We start from the raw sequence: 23731 nt of genomic DNA, 5'->3' as shown, positions 1-23731 counted from the left end.
CATTCGCCTCTCCTGGGGTACCTCGGCGCCATCCCCAGCATCGCCATGGCGCGGGGAGGCACGTCCGTGCTGGCCCGTACCCGGGTGCCGTGCTGGCGCCGACGCGTCCGGCAGGGCGCTCGTACGACGCTCGAGGTGATGAGTTCCAGCTCGACACGAAGGAGTCGCCATGACCACCACCGCAGAGTCCACTCCGGACGCGCGCACCGCGACGACGCGCCGCATCGGACTCGCTGTCGCGATGCTTCTCGCCCCCTGGCTCATCGTCGCCGCCGAGTTGGGCAACGCGGTGATGACCCTGCGCGGGGGTGATGACCTCGAACCGAGCGACGACCTCGCTCTCGCCGGTGCGCACCTGATGTTGAACCGCTGGGCCAGCCTGGCCGCAATGGCCGGTGCGTTGCTGCTGGTACCCGCCGTTCTCGGCGTGATGCGACTGGTCCGCGTCCGCGCCGCGCGTCTGGGCCTCGTCGGCGGCGTGCTCACCGCCGCGGGGTACGTCTGCTATTTCGCGATGGTGTTCCAGGGCTTCACCACGGCCGCAATGGCGAAGGTCGGCGGCTCGGCGAGCCAGGACGTCCAGGTGCTGCAGGCCATCTTGGACGAACCGCTGACGCGCTGGGTCTATCTGCTCTTTGTCCTGGGCAACTTCCTGGGCACGTTCCTGCTCGGCCTGGCCCTGGTACGGGCGCGCACCGCGAGCCGGCTCGCGGGACTTGGGCTGATGGCGTGGCCGGTGTTCCACGCTCTCGGCTTCCCGTTCTCGGACGTGATCGGAGCCGCCGCGCAGGCGATCGGCTTCGGACTGGCCGCGACGGCCCTGCTCCGCCGGCGTCGCCCGGGGACGAAGCCGGAAACCTACGAACTGTTGCGCAGGTAGGCGAGAACTGCCAGGACGCGGCGGTGGTCGTCGTCGGAGTCGTACAGTCCGAGTTTGACGAAGATGTGCCGGACATGTGTCTCCACCGTGCGCTCGGTGGTGTGGAGCCGACGTGCCACAGCCGCGTTCGAGCGGCCCTCCGCGACCAGCCCCAGCACCTCGCGCTCGCGGGCGGTCAACTGGGCGAAGGCAGGCTCGGGATGCATCGGCGCCAGCAGCGAAGCGACCACCTCGGGGTCCAGCGCGGATCCTCCGGCGGCGACCCGGCGTAAGGAATCGAGGAAGTCCTCGAGGTCGAGGATCCGGTCCTTGAGTAAGTAGCCGAATGCTCCAGTCGCGACCAGTTCGGTCGACTGGGTCGTCTCGACGTGCTGGGACAACAGCACTACCGGTAGCCCTGGCCTCATCGTCCTGAGTTCCCGCGCCGCGCGGGCACCGTCATCGCTCATGGTGGGCGGCATCCGGATGTCGGTGATCAGCAGGTCGGGGTCGTGCTCCAGCACCGCCGCCACCACCGCGGGCGCGTCACCGACGCGTGCGACGACCTCGTAGCCGGCCTGGGCGAGTAGCAGTGCCAGGCCCTCCCGGACGACGGCGGAGTCCTCGCCGATCACGATCCGCACGGCAGCCTCGCCTCCACCCTGGTGCCAGAGCCGGGGTTGCTGTTCACAGCGAGCTCACCTCCAGTCGCGGCCACTCGGTCGCGCAGCCCGGCGAGCCCCGACCCGGCGCGCACCGCGGCGCCGCCACGACCATCGTCGGACACCACCACTCGCAGGTCCCCGTTGCGCTGGGTCACGTCGATGACCACGGACCGAGCCTCTGCGTGCTTGAGCGCGTTCGCCAACGCCTCGGCGGCCACGTAGTACGCCGTCGTCGCGACCAGGTCAGGTACGGCATCAGCGGTCAGGTGGACCTCCACCGGGACCGGGCTCGTCCGGACCAGCCCTCGGATCGCAGCCGACAGGCCCTCGTCCAGCCCGCGTGGGCGCACTCCACCGGCCAGTTGACGCAGCTCGCCCAGGGCTTCCTGCAGGTCCCGTACGGCGGTTCCGAGCACCTGTTGCAGCGGATCGGCCGGGTCCGCGCGCTGCTGCGCCAGCCGCAGGAACATCCCGATCGCGACCAGCCGCTGCTGGGCGCCGTCGTGCAGGTCGCGCTCCAGCCGGCGACGCTCGGCGTCGCCGGCCTCGACCAGGCGCGCCCGTGAGGAACGCATCTCGGCCAGCGCGTGGCGCAGGGCGATCCGGGAGTGCGCCAGCTCCAACGGCAGGTTCGCTTGTCGCAGCGCCTCCCGGAGCAGCCGGGGGCGTCGCGCGGCCAGGTCGTAACCGACGCAGCCCAGCAGTCTGCCGGCCACCGTGACGTCCAGCGCAGGTTCCCCGGGCCGGGCCGACGGCTCGCCGTCGCCGGTTCGCCATGGCGTCGCCGGGTCGGAAGGAAGCCAATACACCACGCGTATTCCAGGATCGTGCAGGGCCGAACGCAACGCCGACTCGACCTGGTCCGGCCCGACTCGACCATCTCGAACCTCGTCGAGGAACCGGTCCAGCCGCGCGAGGGCGTCGCGCCGGCCGCGGTCGAACCTGGCGTCAACGACGGCCTGCACCCTTCGCCGCAGCAATCCGAACGCAGCGGCGCACACCAGCGTCGCCGTCGCGGTCGTGAGACCGGAGCCACGTCCGGCCACGACCCCTAGCCCCACCGTGACCGCGACGAACATCGCCACCAGGCCGCCGGTCAACACGATGTAGGCCATCGTGCGGCTGAGCAGCGTGTCGACGTCGTACAGGTCGTGCCGGAAGACAGCGATGGCGACGCTGACCGGCACGCTGACGAAGACCAGCAACAGTCCGACCTGGACCACGATGCCGGCGACGTCGGTGAGCAGGTACGCCGCCCAGGTGACGATCAGGACGATCGGCAGCAGCAGGATGCTCAACGCGAACCACTTCAGCTGTCGTCGTACCACCTCGCCTCCTCGGCGGAAGCGCACGACAACCCTGACTACCGATCCGACCAGCAACGCGAGCAGTAGGCCGAGCGAGCCGACGCCGAGAACAGAGTCGACCCAGCGCGGGACCTCCATCGGCGGACTACCCGGGATCTGTCCGGGCCGGCTGCCGTAGTTGCCCGGATCCAGGGCGACCGCCACGTGGAACGCGACCAAGAAGATCCCCCAGCCTGCCGGGAGCACCCACCAGCCGCCGCCGACTCGACCGTCAGGGAAGTAGGCAGCGAGCAGCGCAGGCGGGACGTAGAGCCACACCCATCCGGCGACAGAGACCACTGCGAGGAGCAGGGCGAGACCGTGCGGTGGCGACCTGCCCGCCACCGTCGAGTCGGGCGAGAGCAGTGCCAGCGGGAGCAAACCGAGCGCCACGAGCAGCGCGCCGACGACCCGTGGTCCGCGGAGCAACAGGAGCAGACCGAGCACGATGCCGGGCGCGCCCGCCGCGGCGGCCAGCGCGACTTGCCAGCCTGTCATCCCCACGCCCCCACGCCCAACTCACACCACAACCTCGGACCGCACGCCCGGACCGGGCGCGTCATGTGTTCCCGATCCCATGATCACGTGCGGACGCCGAGAAAGCATGCGTGCTGACACGCACGGCCGGAGTCGCCGCTCACCGCGACTGATGACCAGGTCCGCGCTGAGGACCGCGTCCGTGAGAGTGGGGCGGGTCAGCGGCTGGTGCGGAGGGTTTGGGCTAGTTCTTCGAGGGCTGGGAGGGCGTTGATGATGGTTTGGGCGGACTGCTCGGGGAGCTGGTCGAGGCAGACGCCGATCGCCTGCGTGCGGAGGAGCTTGACGCGTTCGTGCAGCTGACGGCCGGCGTCGGTCGCTTCGACCCGGACGGCGCGGAGGTCGTCGGGGTTCGGGTCGCGCTGGATGAGGCCGAGCTCCGTGAGTCTGCCGACCACCCGGGACAGCATGGTGGGGTTGAGGCCCTCGAGCTGCGCCAGCTCGGTCAGGCCGAGCGGGCCGCGGAACGTGATCAGGCCGAGCACGGACGCCTGGGTCGGTGTCAGGCCCTCGTCGGTCGCCGTGGCGTTGAGTTCCCGCGCCAGCTTGGAGATCACCCCACGGAGCTTGCTCAACGTCTCGGTGTCAGTCATGTCACCCCTTTATTGCCTGCCAGCAAGCAATGTAGTCTCTTCATCGATGGAACCGTCGAGAACACCCACAGTGATCGCCGAGCCGGCCGCGGACGAGCCACTGGCCCACCGGCGCCTCGTCTTCGGCATCGTCGCGATCGCTCTGCTGATGGCCTCGATCGATCAGACCATAGTGGCGACCGCACTCAATGCCATCCGCGGCGACCTGAACGCTCCGCTGACCTGGAGCGGCTGGACGATCACCATCTACGCGCTCGGCCAGATCATCGTCATGCCACTGGCCGGCCGGCTCGGAGACCAGTTCGGGCGCAAGAAGGTCTTCCTCGGCGCCGCGGCGCTCTTCACCATCGCCTCACTGGCCTGCAGCCTGGCCGACAACATCTACCTGCTGGTGGTGTTCCGCGCTCTCCAGGCGATCGGCGGCGGCGCGTTCATGCCGACCGCCACCGGCATCGTCGCCGAACAGTTCGGTCGCGACCGGGACCGGGCGATCGGCATGTTCACCTCGATCTTCCCGATCGGCGGCATCATCGGCCCGATCATCGGCGGCATCATCGTCACCTACTGGTCCTGGCGCGAGATCTTCGTCGTGAACATCCCGATCGGTCTGCTGCTGATCATGCTCGGCCTGCGGTTCATCCCGAGCAGCACCCCGAAGGCCGCCGCCCGGGTCGACGGCGCCGGCGCCGCACTGCTGGCATTGACGCTGCTCTTCGGCATGTTCGGGATCAGTTCGCTCGGCGGCAGCGGCGCGGAGCCGACCGATCCACTGTTCATCGCGTCGATGGCGCTCGCGCTCACGCTCGGCGTCCTGTTCGTCCGGCACGCCAACCGGCACGCGGCGCCGTTCATCCCGATCAGCCTGCTGCGCGGCCGCGGCTTCGGGGCGATGAACACGATCAACTTCCTCTTCGGCGCGGCCATGCTGGGTTTCGGCGCACTCGTCCCGCTGTACGCCGAATCCCGCTACGGCATCCAGCCACTCCAGGCCGGGACGTTGCTGACCGCACGGGCGGTCGGGATGATCTGCGTCGCCGGGCTGGCCGTGTTCGCGCTCCGCCGGACCGGCTATCGGGCCCCGATGATCGGCGGCTTCATGCTGGTCGCGGTCGGGATGACCGTGATGTCGCTGCCGCCGCACGGACTCACGCCGTACGCGTGGCTGGCGATGGCCGCGGGGATCACCGGCATCGGGATGGGCCTGTCGATCCCGGCTTCGAACAACGCCAGCCTGCAACTGGCCCCGGACCAGATCTCCGCGATCGCCGGGCTGCGCGGGATGTTCCGTCAGTCGGGCGGGATCGTGGCCGTCTCGATCACCACGACGATCCTCACCCACTCCGCGAACAGCGGGACCGCCCAGGCCTACAGCTTCGTCGTCTTCGCCGCCATCCTGCTGCTGATGATCCCGCTCACCTTCCTGGTCCCCGACCACCGCGGCAACTGGTAGCTCACCCCTGGGGCGCCGGCGGGTGGTAGTTGCTGTGAGCAACGGATAGCTGGGCTGCAGCCCTGGGCGGCGCGGGGGGCGAATCGTCTCGCCGGGTGGCCAGGACGGTCGCCATGCCTGCGATGACCAGGCTGCAGATGACGAGTAGGCCGATGACAAGGCCTCGGCGCAGCGGCTCGCCGTGGCCGAGGGAGTACTCCCGGTCATCGTCGAGCTCGGGGCCCCAACCGAAGGCCGCGAGCGGTGGACCGCCGCCGGGCATCCCCGGTAGCGGATAGCTGCCGTAGAACGGGATCGATCCGTCCGGCAGCGCCGACCATGTCTCCCGGTGTTGGTTCAGCAACGTCGTCACTCCCCTCGGCACCTGCGTTCCACTCCCCAGTTCCCCCGCAGCAGATCTGCACACGAATGTACGACGAGACCCCGGCACATGCGACCACCAAATACCCACGTCGCCCGACGATCAGGTGCCCACAGCAACCACCCGGACGCACACCGCCACCAACTCACCCTTCGCAAGCGGCCGGAGACAATCCGTCCCGGTAAGCCGGGCCCTGAATGCACGTATCAACGTCCGATTCGGACCTGTCCGTATAGATAAGTTCGTTCGCGATGGGGGTACTCCGATGTCGTCCGCTGCGCTGGCTACCACGCGGACCCGACACGTCCGCGCCGTGAGACCAGGAATCGTCTCCTTCCTGGTGCCTTTCTGCATCATCGTGGCCGTCCTGATCAAGTCGGAGAGCGACGACGGATCGGGATTCCTCGCCTGGTACACGACCGTCGTCTGGTCACTTCCAACGGCAGTCACGATGCGAGGCCTTGTCGGAGCGGTGCTGACGCGACGCCGCACAGCGGCCGCACCGCTGCAGGACCTCGTCAGCAACCGACTGATCGTCGCGATCCCGACGATCGGGAGGACCGACGTCCTTCCCGCGCTCGATCGTGTTGTCACATCATGCTGCCGGTATCTTCCGAACGCCTTCGCACAGGTACGCATCGACGTCGTCATCGAGGAGGGCTGCGCCGCGCGGACTGCAATCTCGCTGCTCGCCGAACGGCACGACAACGTACGGCTCGTCGAGATTCCGGCCGACTTCCGCACAGCAAGGGGAACGCGGTTCAAGGCTCGCGCCAACCAGTTCGCAAACCTGGCGCGGATCAACTCAGGTGAGGCATGCGACGACATCTGGGTGCTGCACATGGACGACGACACCGGTGTCGGCGAGGACACCGCCGCCGACCTCGCCCGGTTCGTGCATGACCAGCACGCGGCGGGGAGCGCCGGACTGCATCTCGCCCAAGGAGTGCTGGCCTTCCCGCGGGAGCATGCGTGCAACCGCTGGGTCTGGTTGGCCGATGCGATTCGTCCTGCCTGCGACGTCAGCCTCTTCGCCGCCGGAACGGGACTCGGCACCCCCCGATGCGGGCTCCATGGGGAACTGCTGCTGGTTCGGGCGTCGATCGAGGCGGCGATCGGATGGGACTTCGGGCCGTCTTCGACGGTCGAGGATGCCGAGTTCGCGTTGCGCTTCAGTGAACGGTATCCCAGGCGCAGCGGATGGTTTACGGGCCGCTCCTACGGTGCGTCCCCCGCCACCGCTCGTGATTTCCTGCGCCAGCGCGAACGATGGGTGGCCGGACTCCTCAGGCTCGCGTGCAACGGCGGGATCCCGCTACGCCAGCGGCTGCCACTCCTGCACAACGTGCTGGTGTGGCTCTGCTGCCCGATCGAACACCCCGCCGTCGTGCTGGCGCTCGGTACGGCGCTCGGCAGCGGCGCGACCTGCCCTGTGGCGGCGGCAGTCATACCCATCTGGGCCGTGAACGGCGCCTTCACCTGGTGGCTCTACTGGGAGGGGTATCGGATCAATGTGCAGTCCTCGGAAGACACCCGGCCCCAGGTCGTCGAAGCGATCCGGCTCCTCGTCCTCATCCCACTGTTCGTGCTGTGGGAGGGCATTGGAATGGTCCGCGGAGTCCTCCTCTGCCTACGGCAGGACGCGCGGTTCACCGTCATCGCCAAACCACTGTGAGAAAGGAACACCATGACCACTGCACCGACCGGGGTACGCCGGCTCACGCTCGACGTCGACCTACCTGACGAGACGGATGAAGGCGAGCGCGCTGAGCTCGCACAGCGGCTGTATCTGGAGCTAGGACAGCTCGACGTCGACAGCGCGAGTTTCGCCGATGGCGGTGCGGCACCGGTCGGCTCGAAGGCCGACGCCTTGACACTGTCGACGATATTGCTCACATTCGCCGCGTCCGGCGGAGTCTTCACAACAATCATCAGCGCGGTCCGCGACTGGGTGCTGCGGCAGCCACAACCTGTCGTTGTCGATATCAAGATCGACGACGACGAATTCCGCATCGAGGGCGCCACGACGGAGGAGCGCCTGCGCCTGCTCGATACGTTCGTGGCCGGACATTCGGACAGTGGATGAACGGCGGCCGTTTCGCTCTCCTGGTAGCGAACTATCAGTTCACCGATCCGGGCCTCGCGGAGCTCGCATCCCCAGCCGAGGATGTCGAGGCGCTGAGGCAGGTGCTAGCGGATCCGGCGATCGGTTGCTTCGCGGTCGAAACCTGTGTGAACCAGTCCGCCCACTCGGTTGCCCGGACTGTGGAAGCGTTCTTTTCCGAGCGCAGACGCGACGACATGCTGCTGTTCTATTTCACCGGGCACGGCCTCAAGGACGACCATGGCAAGCTGTACTTTGCCACGGCCGACACGGAGCGCCGCTACCTCCGCGCGACGTCACTGGCCGCGACGTTCCTCCATGAGGCCATGGAGCGCTCCCGTTCGCGCTGCAATGTCCTCGTACTCGACTGTTGCTACAGCGGCGCATTCGCGACCAGCCGCAGCACCAAGTCCGATGCGGCAATACACACTCCCGAGCGCTTCGCCGCGCGGGGTCGTGCTGTGCTCACGGCATCGGACGCGATGCAGTTTTCGTTCGAAGGTGACAGAGCGGCCGGCGACCGGCCGCTGTCCGTGTTCACCGACCTCGTCGTTGCCGGGCTGCGTACTGGCGCCGCGGACCGCAACGTAGACGGCTACGTCGACATCGACGAACTCTATGACTACGTCGACGAGCGAATGCGCGAGGTGGCGCCTCAACAGCAGGCCGGCAAATGGCAGTGGGATGTCCAAGGGCGCATCGTCGTCGCACGCAATCCTCGCTCGGACGATGCGACCCCGTGGCCGCCCAGCGCAATTGTCACCTCCCCAGCTCCCGCCCGTCGTCGCCTGTCACGCCGGACGCTCTTGCGCGCCGCCGGAAGTGCGGCAGTAGTCGTAGCCGGAGCGGGAGGACTGGGCCTGAGACACCTGATTTCCGACGATCGGCCGCGGCCGTGGTTCTTCGAGACCGAGGGGGAAATCTACTCATCGCCCGCGGTTGCCGACGGCACCGTGTTCATCGGTAGCAATGACCGGAACCTCTATGCCCTCGATGTGTTGACCGGCGCTCCGCGCTGGCACTACAGCGCCGGCGGGGCCATCACCTCATCCCCCGCGGTAGTGGACGGCGTTGTCTACGTCGGGAGCAATGACGGCAAGGTGCACGCTGTCGACGCTTCCAGTGGACAGGAGCGCTGGACGTTCGCGACCAATGCCGTCATCCATTCGTCTCCCGCAGTGTCGGGCGGCACGGTCTATGTCGGCAGCCGGGACCACAACGTCTACGCGCTCGCTGCAGCCACCGGCACACAACGCTGGCGGTTCACCGGAGGAGATTGGTTCAATTCGTCTCCTACTGTGGACAATGGAACTGTCTATATCGGGTGCCGCGACCACAAGGTCTACGCCCTGGATGCGGTGACCGGGCGTCGAAAGTGGTATCACACGACGTCGCTCACCGTCGACTGCTCGGCCGCCGTGTCCGGTACGACTGTGTGGATCGGTTCGGACGACCAGAGCCTCTACGCACTCGACTCGCGGACTGGCGCGTGGATCTGGCAACTCCGCGCGCAAGGCGGAATCGTCTCCAGCCCGGTGCTGGACCACGACGTGCTCTACGTCGGCAGCGACGATTCGCACCTGTACGCCGTCTCCGCTTCGACGGGCCGATTGAACTGGCGGCATCCCACCGGCAACGCGATCCGTTCGTCCCCCGCAATCGACGGCGACACGGTCTATGTCGGGAGCCGGGACCGCAACCTTCATGCCGTCGACACCGTCACCGGTGAGGAACGCTGGACGTTCGCCGCTCGCGGCCCCATCGACGACTCGTCGCCCGTCCTGACGTCGGGTTTCGTGATCGTGGGCAGCCTCGACCACCGCGTTTATGCCATCCGGGCCTCCGACGGCGCAGGCCCATAGGTGGACCCGATGGATTGCATGTATCTGGGGGTGTCCCGGTGCGGTCCGTACCAATAAGAGCCTCTAACAGCAGGGGCACGACTTTGGGGGACCCACCATGGCAGATTCCGACTTCGACGGCCTTCCGGCCCTCGACGGCGCGGTGACCGCGGTAGCGATCATCGATCACGACGGTAACCCGAACCGGGTCATCGACGACCAGCTTCCCTTCGATGTGACCATCGACTGGACCGTCCAGCCACCGGCCACGGCCGCGCTGCTGGACGGCCAGTGGACCGTCAAGGTGTACGCCGAATCGATGGGCCCTGGTCCCGAGGTGCTGATCGGCACCGCCGTCGTGGCCGCGACCGGTGGTCCGGCGTACAGCGCGTCGATCAACGTCCCGGCCGGCACGCTGCCGTCCGACGTGCCGCCGGACTCGGGCGTGTACAAGCTCGTCGTGGTGATCACGTACCGGACCACGCTGAACGTCCTGACGGAGATGGCCGCGTTCAGCGAGGGGCCGATGTTCCTGCTCCGCCGGCCCTGAGGCAGCGGAGCCGACAGTCGCGGATGCACAGACTCGGAGGAGGGGCCGGGTGCTGCGTATCGGCGCCGCCCGGCGGCGACCTGGCAGGAGATGCCGTGTCGTCGCCGGGCCGCCCCGGACAACGCGTGGAGATCCCGCAGGGTAGTCCACCAGCTGCTCCGGGAAGCAGATGCGGACCAACCCAGGAGCCGATATGGCAGATGACATCTCACCAGTCACAGCCCTGGTCGTCGCCGCCGCCGGTGGCGAGCAGCAGGCCTGGAGCGAGCTCGTCACCCGGTACGCTCCCCTGCTGGTGTCTGTCATCCGGAGGTTCCGGCTGACGCCGAGCGAGACCGAGGACGTCGCGCAGACCGTTTGGCTGCGGCTGGTCGAGCATCTGGACAGCCTGCAGGAACCGCAGGCCATCCCGCAGTGGATCATCACGACCGCACGTCGCGAGTCGATCCGGCACCTGTCATCCGCACGGCGCCTGCGCCCCAGCGATCCGCTGGATCCCGAGTACGCGTCGGTCGCGGCCGACACCGCTGATCCCGGCGAAGGCCTGTTCCGCGCCGAGCGGCACGAGGTGCTGCTGTCCGGGCTGGCCGATCTGCCGGGCCGGCAGCGCGAGTTGCTGTTATTGCTGGTGGAGGATCCGCAACCGTCGTACGCCGAGATCAGCAAGCGCACCGGTATCCCGGTGGGCAGCATCGGACCGACCCGGTCACGCGCGCTCGAGCGGCTCCGCAGATCTCCGCCGGTCAGGGCGTACCTCGCAGCCTCGGAGCGGTCGGAATCGTCAGGAGGTGATCGGCATGGCGCCGGAACGCTGGGATGACGACGATCTCCTCTTCGAGGATCTTGCCGAGGCTCTCCGTGCCACCGCACCGTTGGCCCGGGAGATCGCCGAGCACGCCGAGGACGCCCTGTCCTGGCAGACGATCGACGAGGACCTCCTGCAGGCGATCCTGACCTTCGACTCCTCGCTGGAACCGGCTGCCGAGACCCGGTCCGACTCCGCTGAGACCCGAGTGCTGGTGTTCACCTCCGCTCCGCTGTCGCTGGAGCTCGAGGTGCTGCACGACGAAGTAGTCGGCCAGATCCTGCCGGCCAGCGCCGGCGAGATCCACATCGAGACCTCGGACGGCGCCGAGTACCGCGTCAGTGTCAGCGAGTCAGGCTTCTTCGAACTGCCGTCGCTGCCTGCTGGTGCGATCCGGTTGCGATGCGACACGGCCACCGGCCGAGTGGTCACCGACTGGGTGCAGCTGTGACCGGCCGTCAGGCTCCGAGTGCGATGAAGGACTGTGCAGCCGTGCGCGCCTGCCGGCCCACGCCGGCCGACGCCCGGGCCAGGGCGAGTGCCCCGGCGAGATCGTCCCCGGCGCGCAGCCTGCCGTGCAGCCCGAGCATCAGCGGCACGGTCGCGGGGTCGTTGACCGGTACGACGCTCGCCACCACGCCGGACGATCCGAGAGCGACCAACGCACTGACCAGACCGAGCAACTCGTCCGCACCACTTGGTCCGCCGAGCGCCGAGCTGCAACTCGACAGCACCACTCGGTGCGGCGCCCGTTCGAGCCGTTCGAGGTCGTACACCGTCAGAGGCCCATCATCCAGCTCGAGCGCCGAGAACAGCGGGCTGTCGGCGCGGAACGTGCCATGCGCCGCGACATGCACCAAGGACGCCCCGTCCATCGCCTCCAGCACCGCTTCTGCCTTCGCATCGCCATCGGTGAGCACCACCGCGTCCGGATACAGGTCCGAAAGGGATCGCACCTCTTCCAGTCCTGTCGACAACTGGGGACCGCCGATCAGGACCACCCGCTCGGCCGACGGCGGTACTGCGTCCCGAGCGCGCAGCCATGCCGCGGCCGACGGGGCCACCGACGTCGGCCGGCTCCGCAACGACGGCAGCAGGCTCCACGGCACTGCGTGCAGCCGCCCCGTCGGTATGACGACCACTGGGCCGTCGTCGAAATGCTTGACCACCTCGCCCAGCAGAGCCGCCTCCAGCCGGGCTCCGATGGCGTCGAGGTCGAGCTGGTGCGTACCGCGCCCGGTCGCCTCCCGTCGCAGCGCGAACAATGCGTGGGACAGGCGATGAGTCGCCAGCGCGGTAGGGCCCACCGGCATGAGGTGGACCCGTCCGCGCGCTGCGACCACGGCGTACAACTGGTCGTCGACGTCGGTGAGCTCGACCAGGGTGCGGTTCCCGAGGTGATCGAGCAGGTCGGCACTGCGGAACTGGGCGGACCGGTCGCCGGCGGTGCCGGGCGTCAGCAGGACCCGGCGACGTACGACGTTTTCGAGGCGGCGGCGTTCGCGATGCAGCGGGCCGGATCCGAGCCGGTGATCGTGGCCGGCCTCGAGTCGGTGGGTCAGGTCGCGCAGCGCAGCAAGGTTGGCGACCAGGTCGTCGTCGGCCTGGGGCCGGACCGGCGGGATCGCGAGCACCGTGGCGCGCCAGCGTTCGCTCCAGTCCAGGACTTGCCGGGCGTTGCCGCGCTGGACGGCGTACCGCAGCGCGATCGCGGCGAGTTCGGCGCCCTGTGCGGTGGCCAGTACGCGCAGTTCGGTGGCGCCCAGGGTGCGAATGTAGATCTCGATCAGGTTCAGACCTTGCCGGCAGGCGGCCAGCATCGCGCGCGACCGGCCGTCGCCTTGGTGGAGTGTGGCCTGGGCGAGCCAACCGGCGCCGCGCGCCCGCAGGCCACGGTTCCTGGCTCCAGCTGCGACTTTCAGGTGGCGTCGGGCCTCGGCCGGGTCGGTACGCGCGAGAGCGAGGCGGCCGGTCAGGAGGTGCGCCTCTGTCGCGAGGTCTGGGTCGAGGCCGTCGAGTTCGGCACTGACGCGCTGGCCGGTGCGCAGCAGGCGTGCCGTCCGATCGCCGCTGACATAGCGGGACTGGAGCAGCGAAAGCTCCGCGCGCGCCGCCCACCACGGACGCTGCTGGCGGCGGAACAGCTTCACCGCGTCGCGGCTGCGGCTTCCGGCCAGATCCAGAGCGCCGGCGGCGTGCGCTGCCAGTCCGGCGCAATACAGCAACTCCGCGCGTCGCGCCGCCGAGCCACGCTGCTGTTCGATCCGGTCGAGCGCGTTGTTGATCTCGGTCAGTGCCTCTCGGGTCAGGCCGGCGGCCAGCTGCACCAGACACCTGTTGGCGAACAAGTCCGGCTCGAGGACGCCGAGCTCTTCGTCCATCCGTTGTGCGTCGTCGACGTACATCAGCGCTGTCGGCAGGTCACCGCGAGCGAACGCCGCGGCGCCACGCGCCTGACGGGTGTCTGCGTACTCGGCCTGCTGACCGCACTTCGCGAACAACTCTTCGCTGTGGGCATAGTCCTCGTCGGCACGGTCGATCGCTCCCATCGCGAGCAGCACCATCGCCCGGTGGGTCAGCGCCCGAGCCTCCCAGACCAGGTCGCCGGTGTCGCTCAGCAACGCAACCGCCTGTTCGGCATCGGCCAGCGCCTCGTCGTACTTGCCGAGCACCGCGCCCCACACCCAGACGCGCCGAATCAGGATGCGGCCGGCCAGCACACCGGTGCGGCCGCGCGGGATCGAGTTGAGCGCGGCCACACCCCGTTCGGTGTGACCGGCCATCACCAGAGCCACGCCGAGACTGGCCAGGATGTCCGCCTCGTGGTCTCGATCCGACGCCTTGCGGGCATGCCGGTACGCCGCTCGGAGCTCGGTCACCGCCTCATGGATGTCGCCGAAGTCGCGGTGGACGACACCCGCCGCCTGATGGGCTGCCGCTGCCTCGGAGTGGGATGGGGAGTTCGCGAGAACGTCGCGGGCGATCCGCAGGGCGTCAGCGGGCCGCGAGAGTGCAAGCGCGTGCAATTCGTCGGCGTCCACGACAAAAACCGCCCTCCCCTTATCCACACACCTTCGAATCGTAATACGCCGCCCCCTGTGTATTCTCCGAAATATTCACGATGGAGGGGACGAAATGCCACCGCAGAAACGCCTCAACGAAGCATTGAGCCTCATTCTGGACGACCCTGACGCCGCAGAGCGTTCGAGCCGTCGCAAGAAGCGAGGTGACGGACACGAACGGTGGCACGGCACCACGGCCGCGTACCCGGACAACTGGGAAGAGCTCGGATACGTCCAGTACTTCTACCGCCGGGACACCATCCTCGTCCGCACGGAGGACCTGGACCTGGTGCTCGACGCGCTGCGGGAAGAACCGATGCCTGATGACCAGACAGCGTCGAAGCGTCGTGACGATGTCGGAGCGATCATTCCCCGAGACGTGGCGATCGATCGGTTGCCCGTGATCGACGGTGTCACGGGGCTGGTCTGGCGCTATGGCAGGACCTTCGCAGCGGCGGGCAGGCCCGGGAAATACGGAGGCGACCAGCTCGGTGGCACCTACGACGGCCGTCACGACGATCACGATGCACTCTCGACGCCGACGGTACTGCGCCGGCTGGACGAGGTCCTCGGTGTGGGGAAGGCGACCCCGGACCATGCGCTCTCGTTGTGCGGCAACGGGCATCCCTGCCCGGCGACGGAGCCGGCGGAAGTACCGAGCCACTCGATGAGCCCAATACCGCCGGTCAGCAACGGGATCTGTTGCGGAAAGCACGGATGGGACGGCCATGAGGTGATAGTCGGTGTCGTGGACGGCGGTCTGCTCGAGGACGCACCCAAGCGGTGGCCGTGGATGGCCGGCGTTTGCGGCGACCCCGAGGTGCCGTTCGGCGGACCCAAAGGACACATCCAGCCGTACTCCTGCCACGGCACGTTCGTCGCCGGCTGCGTGCGCTGCACGGCACCGAAGGCGAAAGTGTGCGTCAAGAAGGCGGAGTACATCGACCATCGGCCGTACGCGGGGATGGCGTACGAGCACGAGATCATCGCGAAGATGAGCGACCTGCTGGACCTGGGTGCGGACATCATCGTCTGCGAGTTCGACGGCTTCACCCGGTTCCATCGCCCGATGCACACCTTCACTGCCTTCTATGACAAGCGTTTGCGCCATCTGAACGCCGTCGTACTCGCGCCGGCCGGAAACGACACGACACAGCTGCCGACGTTCCCCGGGGCGTACTCGTGGGTGATCGGGGTCGGCGCTCTGTCCGCGGACGGCAACAGCCGCGCGGACTTCTCCAACTTCGGCGGTTGGGTTGACGTGTTCGCGCCCGGCGAGGACTTGGTCAACGCGTTCGCGGTCGGCGATTACACGTGCGTCGAAAAGCCCCATGTCGATGAGCAGAGGCATTTCGCGGGGCTCGCGAACTGGAGTGGGACGTCGTTCTCGACGCCACTGGTGGCCGGGATGATCGCGGCACGGATGTCCGCGAAGGGTGAAAACGCTCCCCAGGCGGCAGAGGCGTTGTTGCGGTTGGCCCGCAGCCAGGCGGTGGCGGGCGTCGGGCCGGTGCTGCTGCCGCACCAGGTGTGCGGCACTCCTCGCGAACCGTGCCGTGCCGGATGCGATTGCGCGTGCGGATGCAGGGTGCTGTCATGAAGCATGGCCAGAACGCATCGGATGGAGTGCACGGCCGGCCCTGCCGGTCTGCTGTTCGAGTGTCTTGACGGCTGCGGCCGCCGGGTCGTGGTGGACGGGGCAAGCGGAGACCTCACCATCATCGACCACGGCGACCGGACGGCCCTGCACCATGCATCCAGCGGCGGAGTCGACCTGACGTCCACGACCGTCGACTGACAGTCGGAGGACAGGCGACGCCGATATGGCGCCGCCTGCCCTCTTTCCCTGGTCATGATACTTGCTGGAGGCAACTAGCTCGGGTCCTGCGAGCTAGCCGGCACGGTACAGCGAGCCGCCTCCGGAGATGCCGATGGTGGCGCGTTGGCCGCCGATGTTGAGGTTGACGATGAAGGTGGTGCCGGACTGGCGGACGGTGTAACTGACCGAGCCGGAAGCCCGGACGGGTACGACGAACGACAGGATGGACGCCGTCTTGCCGGAGCGCGCCAGGAGCAGGGTCGGGGCGGACTTGCGGACGTAGCTGCTCGGGTAGGACCAGCCCTGGATCGGGTTCGTCTGGGCCTGCTTGACCAAGGTCGCGCCCGCGGGGAGCGCCTGCTTGAACGGGATCTGGAACAGGACCGTCTTGGTCGTGTCACCCGGTGCCATCGCCACCGCGGTGGTCCGCGAGATCACGGTCGCCTTCTGATCCGGCGGCAGATGCCACAGCGTCTGGAACGCCTGCGCCGTCTTCGCCGACGCACGGTCCCAAGTGACCATCAAGTCCGGGCCCTTCAGCACCAGCACCGAGCGGACCCGGCTGATCCCGCTCCCCGGTGCGTCGACGAACTGATAGGACTCGGCATTCGCCTTCACCGACGATGCGGTCAGCTTGGTGACCGGGTTCAGATACGTCGACAGCGGCGTCGTCATCACGCTGTGAGCCGAGGGACTCACCGCCCAGGTTCGATACGCACCGGCGTTGTAGGCCGCGTACCCGCCGTCGATGACGATGTCCCGCCCACGGGCCGTGTAGGTGATGCTGGTGTGGTCGAAGTGCCCATGGAACGCCCGCCCCGGACCGAACCTGATGCTGTACGTCGACTCGCCCGCGAACCCTCGGGCGGCATCGGTACCCCAGCCGGTCCGGCCGAAGACGTAGCCGTTCGAGTAGATCCCGACCCGCCACAGTGGCGCCGTACCCTTCGTCCCCAGGGAGCCGGCGTACTCCAACGGAGTTCCCGGCCACGGGTACGTCGCCTGGACCTCGGTGTCACCGAGTTGGTGCAACTTGCCGAGCGAGTTGGTGGCCAGGGTCAGCCACTTGGCCAAGAGCGCTCGCCTGGTCGCGATCGTCGTACCGGGACTGACGCCACAGTTCGTCAGCACGGCCATCGCGCGGCCCCAGAGCGAGTAGTTGAACGCGGCGTACCCGGTCGACTGTTCGTTCGTCGACCCCTGCGCGTCGATCGACGTGGTGATGCCGATCCCCAGCCGCTGCTGGGCCAGCTTCTTGTAGTCGGACCGATTCAAGGTGCAACCGACGCCGAAGAGCGCGATGCTCTCGTCGGTGCCGTGGTTCCAGGCACCGCTCCAGTAGTTCGTCAGGAACCTCGCGTGACTCAGCAGGGCCGCGTCGACCCAGGCGTACCTGGTCGGCAACGTGGTCACCTTCAGCCCGGAAAGGATGGCCTGCCGCAGGCAGATCAGCACGTTCGTCCGGTGCATCGTGGACTCCCACGCACCCACGTTCGCCTTCCACGAATACGGGTTGTCGCGGTACCAGTCGTACGCGATGGTGTTCACCCGGGTCAGCGCGGTCAGGTTGCCCTGGCCGGCCGCGACGATGCCCTGGCCGAGCCAGCGCAGCGAGTGGAACCACATGTACCAGCTCGCGTTCTTGTACGGGTTCAACGCCCAATTGATGTTGCCGCCGCCATTACCGACCTTGTACGCCGCGTACGGTCCCCACTGGAACTTGTCCGCGTACAGATTCGCCAACGGGTTCGTCGTCTGGATCCCGCTGAAGCCGGGACACGCGTAGAACGGCGCCGCCAGCGACTGCACCTTGCCCGTTCCGATGTCCGTGGCCGGCGGCGCGGTCGGGGGTACGACGTTGCTCTGCCCCGGCACGAACTCCGCCTCGTCCGGCCCCGGCGGCGCGGGCACGATCGTGATGCCCGGCGTGGCCGCTGGTGTTCGAGTTGTTCCTGTTGCCGTTCCCGCCCCCAGTACCAGAACGGCGATCCCGACGGCCGCACCGGCCGCGGTCATGAATCGCATGACTTGTCCTTCCCCCACCGTCGCCGGACCGCGGCGACGCTGTCGATGCTCGGGTCGCGAGCGCGCCAGAGCCGGAATGCACGACTGGACAGGGCTCAGGCACTGCCTGCCAGATCTGTCCTGCCATCGGCAAGCACGCGGGCACCCGCGGAATCCACTCGCCGCTAACGAAGGTCCGACCTGCAGCTCAGGTCGAACGTGACTGCCGAAGCTCTCTCACCAAGAACCACCACCCCCTACCGCGATCCCCCACACCTGCTCGATGCACCCAAGCCGCCAAAGGTTGCGCTCTGCGCTGTGCGAGCCTGTGGGTATGGAGTTTCGGCTGGCCGAGTTGCTTGCTGGGGTATGTCTGGCGAGCGACCTGGCGCGGGGGCTTGACGACGGACAGGGGTTGCGGTCGTGTGTGACGGCGATGGAGCTCGCCGAGCGCGCGGGGCTGCCGGCTGAACAGCGGCAGACCTTGTTCTGGGTGTCGTTGCTGCGGTTCGTCGGGTGCAGTACGACCGCCACGGAGCTCTCGGCCCTCGGGGACGAGTTGCTCGTGAGCAGAACGTTCGCCGCTGCCGACACGCGCGATCTCCGCGACGTCGTACGCCGGGCACGGACCGTGGTGGGGTCGCGGCCCGACCGGGTGCTGGGCTTCCTGGCCAAGGCACCGGCGACGATCCACGGCCACGAAACAACGAGTTGCGAGGTCGCCCGGTCGGTGGCCGAGCAGGTGGGGCTCGGCGACGACGTCATCGCGGCGCTCGGCCAGGTCTTCGAGAGGTACGACGGGCACGGCAACCCCGGCCTTGTGAAGGGTGAACTGGCTGCACCGCTGGCGTTCTGGCAGGCGGTGCATCTCGCCGACCTGCTCGACCGCTCCGGCGCCGACACAGCTCGCGAGCTGCGAAGACGCGCGGGCGGCGCACTCGATCCGTGGGCGGCGATGACGGTCGCCGACAGCTGGGACCCCGCCCTGGTCCCCGAGGCCGCGACAGTGGCCGCCGTCCTGGACCGTGAGCCGGTACCTCAGCAGGTCGTGCGCGACCCCGACCAGGCGTTCGCCGTCTTCGCGATAGTTGCCGACGGCAAGTCGCCGTACTTCCGTGGGCACTCGCACCGGGTGGCCACCCTGGCCGCCGATGCGGCGCGGGCATCTGGGCTGCCGGCAACGACCGTGACCCGGGTACGTCGAGCCGGCCTCGTGCACGACATCGGAAAGGTGGCGGTCTCGGCCCGGATCTGGAACAACCCCCGGCCGCTGTCGGACCCGGAGTACGAGCAGGTGCGACTCCATCCCTATTACACACAGCGGGTGCTGGCCCGGGTACCGGTGCTCGCCGACCTGGTTGACGTCGCCTGCTCGCATCACGAGCGGGTGAACGGAAGCGGTTACCACCGCGGCCTGCCGAACCTGTCCCCGGCCGCCGCGATCCTCGCCGCCGCGGACTGCTTCGCCACGGCGGGCGAGGACCGTCCGCACCGCAGCGCCCTGTCACCCGGCCGGCAACGGGACCACCTGCTCGAGGAGGACGGACTGGACCAGGCAGCTGTGAACGCGGTCCTCGAAGTCGCGGATGGCTCTTCGTCGAAGCGTCAGACACCTGGCGGACTTACCGGCCGCGAGCAGGAGGTGCTCACGCTGGTCGCGCAGGGACTGACGAACCAGGCCGTCGCCAGCCGGCTCGGAGTCAGTCCGAAGACCGTCAACGCGCACCTCGAGCACACCTACGCCAAGCTGGGTGTCTCGACGCGCGTCGCCGCGGTGGTACACGCTCAGAGGCGAGGCTGGCTCGACCCGTAGGGAGAACGCCCGATACCGACCGGGAGCACCGGTCGCCGACCCTCGAGGTATGGACACCATCACCTTCGACACCGCGGTGCAGCTCGCAGACGACGTCCGCTCCGGTCGGCGCAACGCAGTCGACGTCGCCCGCGAACACCTCGCCCGGATCGGACAGCTCGATCCATCCCTCAACGCCTTCCAGTCCGTGCGGTCGGCGGGCGCACTGGCCGACGCGGCCGCGGTGGACCAGGATCCGCGTCGAGGCGAGCTGCCGCTCGCCGGCGTACCGATCGCGCTCAAGGACAACATGGCGATCGCCGGCGAACCGGTCCGACACGGGTCGGCGGCCACCTCGGCGTACGCCGCGCCCGAGGACGACCTGCTCGTCACGCGGCTCCGCCTGGCCGGTGCCGTCGTCGTCGGTACCACCCGGATGCCGGAGCTGGCGGCCTGGGCGTTCACCTCATCGCTGGCGTACGGCGTGACCCGCAACCCGATCGACCACGCGCTCGACCCCGGCGGCTCCTCCGGTGGTGCAGCAGCAGCGGTCGCGTCCGGCATGGCTGCGGTCGCCATCGGTACGGACGGCGGCGGTTCGGTCAGAGTGCCTGCGGCGTACTGCGGACTAGTTGGCGTCAAGCCCACTCGAGGGCTGGCACCGCTGCCCGGTGATCTTGCCGAACACTGGCACGGCCTCAGCGTCACCGGGCCGCTCGCCCGAGCTGCCCGCGACGCGCGGCTGGTCCTCGAAGTCCTGTGCGCGACACCCATCCCGGTGGCAGACGACACCCGGCTCCGGGTCGCCACCTCCATCAAGAGCCCTTCCCCGCTGGCGCGGACCGACGCCCACCAGCAGGCGGCGACCAGGGTCGCGACCGAGCGGCTGACCCAGCAGGGCCATGAGGTGGTCCCTGCGGACCCGAAGTATCCAGCGACGCTGCTCACCGTGTGGGGCCACGCCTGGTTGGCCGGCATCGCGGAGGAGGCCGAGCGGCTCGGCCTCGACCCGTCGCAGCTGGAAGGCCGAACCCGGGCGATGGTCCGACGGGGCCGCAAGCAACCACGCCCGGATGATGCGGACAGCTGGCTGCGGCGAGCCGAGTCGTTCTTCGCCGAGTACGACGTACTCGTCACACCGGTAACCGCTCGCCGGCCGGGTGCAGCGGGGGCGCTGAACGGCAAAGGCTATCTGGCGACCTACCTCGCGTCGGCGCGCACGGTTCCGTTCTGTCAGGCCTGGAACCTTGCCGGTTATCCCGCCGTCGCGGTGCCGGTCGGGTTCGCGAACGGTCTCCCGCTCGCCGTACAACTGATCGGGCGTCCCGGGTCGGAGGCGACCCTGCTGACCCTTGCCACGGCACTCGAGAGCTGACATTTGTACAAGTGCGACCGTTGGCAGTCGTGGCATCGTGTTGTCCATGAGGGAGTACTCGGACGGGATGCATGTGGTCCACGACGGCCCGCGTAAGGCGCCTCCATTGCTGCTGATCCACGGTTCAGGCGCGTCCGGGGCGTGCTGGGCGCCAGTGGTCCCGGCGCTTGCCGGCCACCTTCACGTCGTCCGGGTCGACCTTCCGGGGATGGGCCACTCCCAACCCGCGGCGTCGTACGACGTGCCGGCGCAGGCGGCCCGGGTCGCGAGGGTGATCGATGCCCTCGGCCTCGGTTCTGTCACTGTGGTGGGACATTCGAGCGGCGGCTACGTGGCGACCTCACTCACGGAACAACGCCCCGAGCTGGTGAAGGCGATCGCACTGCTCAGCACAGGCCCGAGACCCGATGCACTTCTACCGCAGCCGCCCCTCATGCGTGCCCTGGCGTGGCCGCCCATCGGCCGACTCGTCTGGGCGCTGCGCTCCGAGAAGATGATCCGCAAGGGGATCAACGTGACGTGCGCCCGCCCGGTGGACATCCCGAACGATCTCGTCACCGAGCTCCGAGGACTCACGTACAGCACGTTCGCGGCGGTGCTGCGCTGCAACGGCGAATACATCGCCGCACGAAGTGTGCCCGACCGGCTGGCCGACCTCGACGTACCGGTGCTGGCGGCGTTCGGTACTGCCGACCCCCGCTGGGATCCGTCGTCGGCGCACGACTATGACGCCGTACCGAACGCGCGGGTCGAGTTGCTGCCTGGGATCGGGCACATCCCCATGCTCGAAGCTCCCGAGACGACGAGCGAACTGCTGCTGGACTTCGTCGCGGCAGACCGCTGACCTCAGGCCTAGCATCGTCATATGCCATCGACCGGGACACCACCTGACTGGACGCTCGCAGGTCCGTCGATGCGGAGGTCGCCTGGCCGAGTCGCGGGCTACTGTCGGGGCATGACCGAACTCTTGGTGGACGCTCCGATCGTCGCCGTCGCCGTCTATCCGGACAGGGCCCGGATCACCCGGCGCGGCAAGGTCATCCTGCCGGCCGGCGACCAAACGGTGTACGTCGAGCCGCTGCCGCTCATCCTGGAGAAGGACTCGATCCGGGTCGCCGGCCGCGGACCGGCCACCGTGCTCGGGGTGGACCTGGCGATGCGGCACAATCCGCAGGCGCCGGACGAGACCGTGGCCGAGCTGGAGCGGCAGCGGCGCGAGGCCCAGGCCGAGGTCGCGGAGCTCGCCGACGACGATGATGTCCAGGCCCAGCTCGACGCGTTCCTGACCCAGCTCGCTCGTCGGGCCGGCGGCAGCTTCGCGCGATCGCTGGCCTCCGGTGAGACCGCCACCGAGCTGAGCGGGTTCACCGAGTCGCTGGCTACCCGGCTGTCCGCCGTACGGTCGAAGCGACGGGAGCTCGCGAAGCTGCGGCACGATGCCGACGACCGTCTCGCCGCCGCCGACCGCAGGCTCGCCGCGATTGCGCAGCAACGCACGCCCGACCGCCTTTCGGCCGCTGTCACGTTGGCCCTGGAGAGCGAGGCGGAGGTGGAGATCGAGCTGTCGTACGTCGTACCCGCCGCCGGCTGGGGGAGCTCGTACGACGTACGCCTGACCGGCGAACGCCTGACACTGACGTGGTACGGCCTGGTCAGCCAGGGCACCGGCGAGGACTGGCCCGAGTGCGACCTCACTCTGTCCACCGCCCGTCCGACGGCGACGGCGAAGGTCCCTGAGCTCGACCCCTGGTACCTCGACCGCTTCCACCCACCGGTGCCGGCCGGCGTGCCGCTGAGTCTCGACTCCAGGCGGGCGTCCAACGCCGCACGGGAGAGCCTCCAATCAGCCAAGGCGCCCGACTGGGTCGAGCAGTCCGCGACCGTCGAGCAGGGCGTCACGGCGGCGACCTACACGCCGCCCCGGCCGGTCGCCGTGCCCGCGGACGGCGCCTCCCACCGCGCGACGATCGCCTCGATCGACCTCGACGCCGAGCTGGACTACATCACCGCGCCGGTCCGGTCGACCGACGTCCACCTGCGCGCCACGGTCGTCAACTCGTCCACGCACACGTTGCCCGCCGGGAAGGCCGCCGTCTTCCACGAGGCGGACTTCGTGGGCTCGGCCGCGCTGCCGATCTGGGCTCCCGGCGAGGACGTCGAGCTCGCCCTCGGCCTGGACGACCGCATCCGCGTCGAGCGCAAGCTCGTCCGCCGGAACGCGACCAAGGCCACGCTCGGATCGACCCGCCGGCGTGAGGTCGAGTACGAGACCCGGATCGAGAACCACACCCCACGCAAGGCCCGGGTGACGGTGCTCGATCAGTTGCCGGTGTCGCGCGACCACGAGATCACCGTCAAGCCGGTCACCGCCGAACCCGAGCCGGCCGAGACCACCGAGCTCGGCGTCGTCACCTGGAAGCTCGACCTGGCCGCCGGCCAGGAGCTCCTGATCAAGCTCGGTTTCCGGGTCGACACCGGCAAGTCCGTCGAACTCACCGGCTGGCGCGACTGAGCGCCGAAGTGCGGCGAACTTTTCGGGGGCGGCCGTAATCCAACCCGTACGACGAA

General features: G+C 68.6%; 20 protein-coding genes. 14 read left to right on the top strand and 6 right to left on the bottom strand.

Annotation, left to right across the window (positions count from 1 at the left end; all coding sequences use genetic code 11):
* The first annotated feature begins 169 nt into the window (after positions 1-169).
* Positions 170-880: a hypothetical protein gene (locus ACXC9Q_RS02300; RefSeq protein ID WP_457054789.1), complete on the top strand. Its 711-nt coding sequence runs from the start codon at positions 170-172 to the stop codon at positions 878-880.
* On the opposite strand, the gene ACXC9Q_RS02295 is transcribed toward ACXC9Q_RS02300, so the two are convergent.
* The 3 genes from ACXC9Q_RS02295 to ACXC9Q_RS02285 form a co-directional block, all read right to left on the bottom strand.
* A complete protein-coding gene (locus tag ACXC9Q_RS02295) occupies positions 859-1503 on the bottom strand; it encodes a response regulator transcription factor (RefSeq protein WP_457054788.1) in 645 nt (214 codons plus the stop codon). The genes ACXC9Q_RS02300 and ACXC9Q_RS02295 overlap by 22 nt on opposite strands.
* Complete coding sequence (locus ACXC9Q_RS02290; RefSeq protein ID WP_457054787.1) at positions 1491-3368, bottom strand: sensor histidine kinase; 1878 nt, start codon at positions 3366-3368, stop codon at positions 1491-1493. Before ACXC9Q_RS02290 ends, ACXC9Q_RS02295 begins: the two co-directional genes overlap by 13 nt.
* A 197-nt stretch (positions 3369-3565) precedes the next feature.
* Positions 3566-4000: a MarR family winged helix-turn-helix transcriptional regulator gene (locus ACXC9Q_RS02285; RefSeq protein WP_457054786.1), complete on the bottom strand. Its 435-nt coding sequence runs from the start codon at positions 3998-4000 to the stop codon at positions 3566-3568.
* 46 nt (positions 4001-4046) lie between these two features.
* Here ACXC9Q_RS02285 and ACXC9Q_RS02280 point away from each other — a divergent pair, with 46 nt between their 5' ends.
* Positions 4047-5450, top strand: coding sequence for an MFS transporter (locus ACXC9Q_RS02280; protein WP_457054785.1), 1404 nt, complete (start codon positions 4047-4049; stop codon positions 5448-5450).
* A gap of 1 nt (position 5451) precedes the next feature.
* On the opposite strand, the gene ACXC9Q_RS02275 is transcribed toward ACXC9Q_RS02280, so the two are convergent.
* Positions 5452-5814: a hypothetical protein gene (locus ACXC9Q_RS02275; RefSeq protein WP_457054784.1), complete on the bottom strand. Its 363-nt coding sequence runs from the start codon at positions 5812-5814 to the stop codon at positions 5452-5454.
* 103 nt (positions 5815-5917) lie between these two features.
* Between ACXC9Q_RS02275 and ACXC9Q_RS02270 the strand changes: the two genes are divergently transcribed.
* The 6 genes from ACXC9Q_RS02270 to ACXC9Q_RS02245 all read left to right on the top strand — a co-directional run bounded on the left by ACXC9Q_RS02270 (position 5918) and on the right by ACXC9Q_RS02245 (position 11562).
* Positions 5918-7486 carry a glycosyltransferase family 2 protein gene (locus tag ACXC9Q_RS02270; protein ID WP_457054783.1) on the top strand — a complete coding sequence of 523 codons (1569 nt, stop codon included), beginning with the start codon at positions 5918-5920 and terminating at the stop codon, positions 7484-7486.
* 12 nt (positions 7487-7498) lie between these two features.
* Entirely contained in the window at positions 7499-7897 is a 399-nt protein-coding gene (locus ACXC9Q_RS02265) for a hypothetical protein (protein ID WP_457054782.1), read from the top strand.
* Positions 7894-9777, top strand: a complete 1884-nt coding sequence (locus tag ACXC9Q_RS02260; RefSeq protein ID WP_457054781.1) for a caspase, EACC1-associated type — start codon at positions 7894-7896, stop codon at positions 9775-9777. The genes ACXC9Q_RS02265 and ACXC9Q_RS02260 overlap by 4 nt, the downstream gene beginning before the upstream one ends.
* 97 nt (positions 9778-9874) lie before the next feature.
* A complete protein-coding gene (locus ACXC9Q_RS02255) occupies positions 9875-10306 on the top strand; it encodes a hypothetical protein (protein WP_457054780.1) in 432 nt (143 codons plus the stop codon).
* A gap of 193 nt (positions 10307-10499) precedes the next feature.
* A complete protein-coding gene (locus ACXC9Q_RS02250; protein ID WP_457054779.1) occupies positions 10500-11126 on the top strand; it encodes an RNA polymerase sigma factor in 627 nt (208 codons plus the stop codon).
* The gene (locus ACXC9Q_RS02245) at positions 11104-11562 is read left to right on the top strand and encodes a hypothetical protein (protein WP_457054778.1); all 459 of its coding nucleotides are present in this window, start codon (positions 11104-11106) and stop codon (positions 11560-11562) included. Before ACXC9Q_RS02250 ends, ACXC9Q_RS02245 begins: the two co-directional genes overlap by 23 nt.
* Before the next feature lie 7 nt (positions 11563-11569).
* Here ACXC9Q_RS02245 and ACXC9Q_RS02240 read toward each other — a convergent pair whose 3' ends face one another.
* Positions 11570-14152 (bottom strand): CHAT domain-containing protein, encoded by a 2583-nt coding sequence (locus ACXC9Q_RS02240; RefSeq protein ID WP_457054777.1) that lies wholly within the window; start codon positions 14150-14152, stop codon positions 11570-11572.
* Between the two features lie 94 nt (positions 14153-14246).
* On the opposite strand from ACXC9Q_RS02240, the gene ACXC9Q_RS02235 reads away from it, so the two are divergent.
* Both ACXC9Q_RS02235 and ACXC9Q_RS02230 read left to right on the top strand, forming a co-directional pair.
* Positions 14247-15773 (top strand): S8/S53 family peptidase, encoded by a 1527-nt coding sequence (locus ACXC9Q_RS02235; protein ID WP_457054776.1) that lies wholly within the window; start codon positions 14247-14249, stop codon positions 15771-15773.
* Positions 15774-15776: 3 nt separating this feature from the next.
* Entirely contained in the window at positions 15777-15971 is a 195-nt protein-coding gene (locus tag ACXC9Q_RS02230) for a hypothetical protein (RefSeq protein ID WP_329476573.1), read from the top strand.
* 93 nt (positions 15972-16064) lie between these two features.
* On the opposite strand, the gene ACXC9Q_RS02225 is transcribed toward ACXC9Q_RS02230, so the two are convergent.
* Entirely contained in the window at positions 16065-18017 is a 1953-nt protein-coding gene (locus ACXC9Q_RS02225) for a heparinase II/III domain-containing protein (protein WP_457054775.1), read from the bottom strand.
* A 313-nt stretch (positions 18018-18330) separates the two neighbouring features.
* Here ACXC9Q_RS02225 and ACXC9Q_RS02220 point away from each other — a divergent pair, with 313 nt between their 5' ends.
* From ACXC9Q_RS02220 to ACXC9Q_RS02205, 4 genes are all read left to right on the top strand, one after another.
* Positions 18331-19809, top strand: a complete 1479-nt coding sequence (locus tag ACXC9Q_RS02220; protein WP_457054774.1) for an HD domain-containing phosphohydrolase — start codon at positions 18331-18333, stop codon at positions 19807-19809.
* Positions 19810-19858: 49 nt separating this feature from the next.
* A complete protein-coding gene (locus ACXC9Q_RS02215) occupies positions 19859-21163 on the top strand; it encodes an amidase (protein WP_457054773.1) in 1305 nt (434 codons plus the stop codon).
* A 46-nt stretch (positions 21164-21209) separates the two neighbouring features.
* A complete protein-coding gene (locus ACXC9Q_RS02210) occupies positions 21210-22007 on the top strand; it encodes an alpha/beta fold hydrolase (RefSeq protein ID WP_457054772.1) in 798 nt (265 codons plus the stop codon).
* Positions 22008-22118: 111 nt separating this feature from the next.
* Positions 22119-23675, top strand: a complete 1557-nt coding sequence (locus ACXC9Q_RS02205) for a DUF4139 domain-containing protein (RefSeq protein ID WP_457054771.1) — start codon at positions 22119-22121, stop codon at positions 23673-23675.
* Positions 23676-23731 lie beyond the last annotated feature (56 nt).

The organism is Kribbella sp. CWNU-51, from assembly GCF_054073265.1.
The sequence above is the reverse complement of the archived record's forward strand: the minus strand, read 5'-3'. Positions and strand labels throughout refer to the sequence as shown.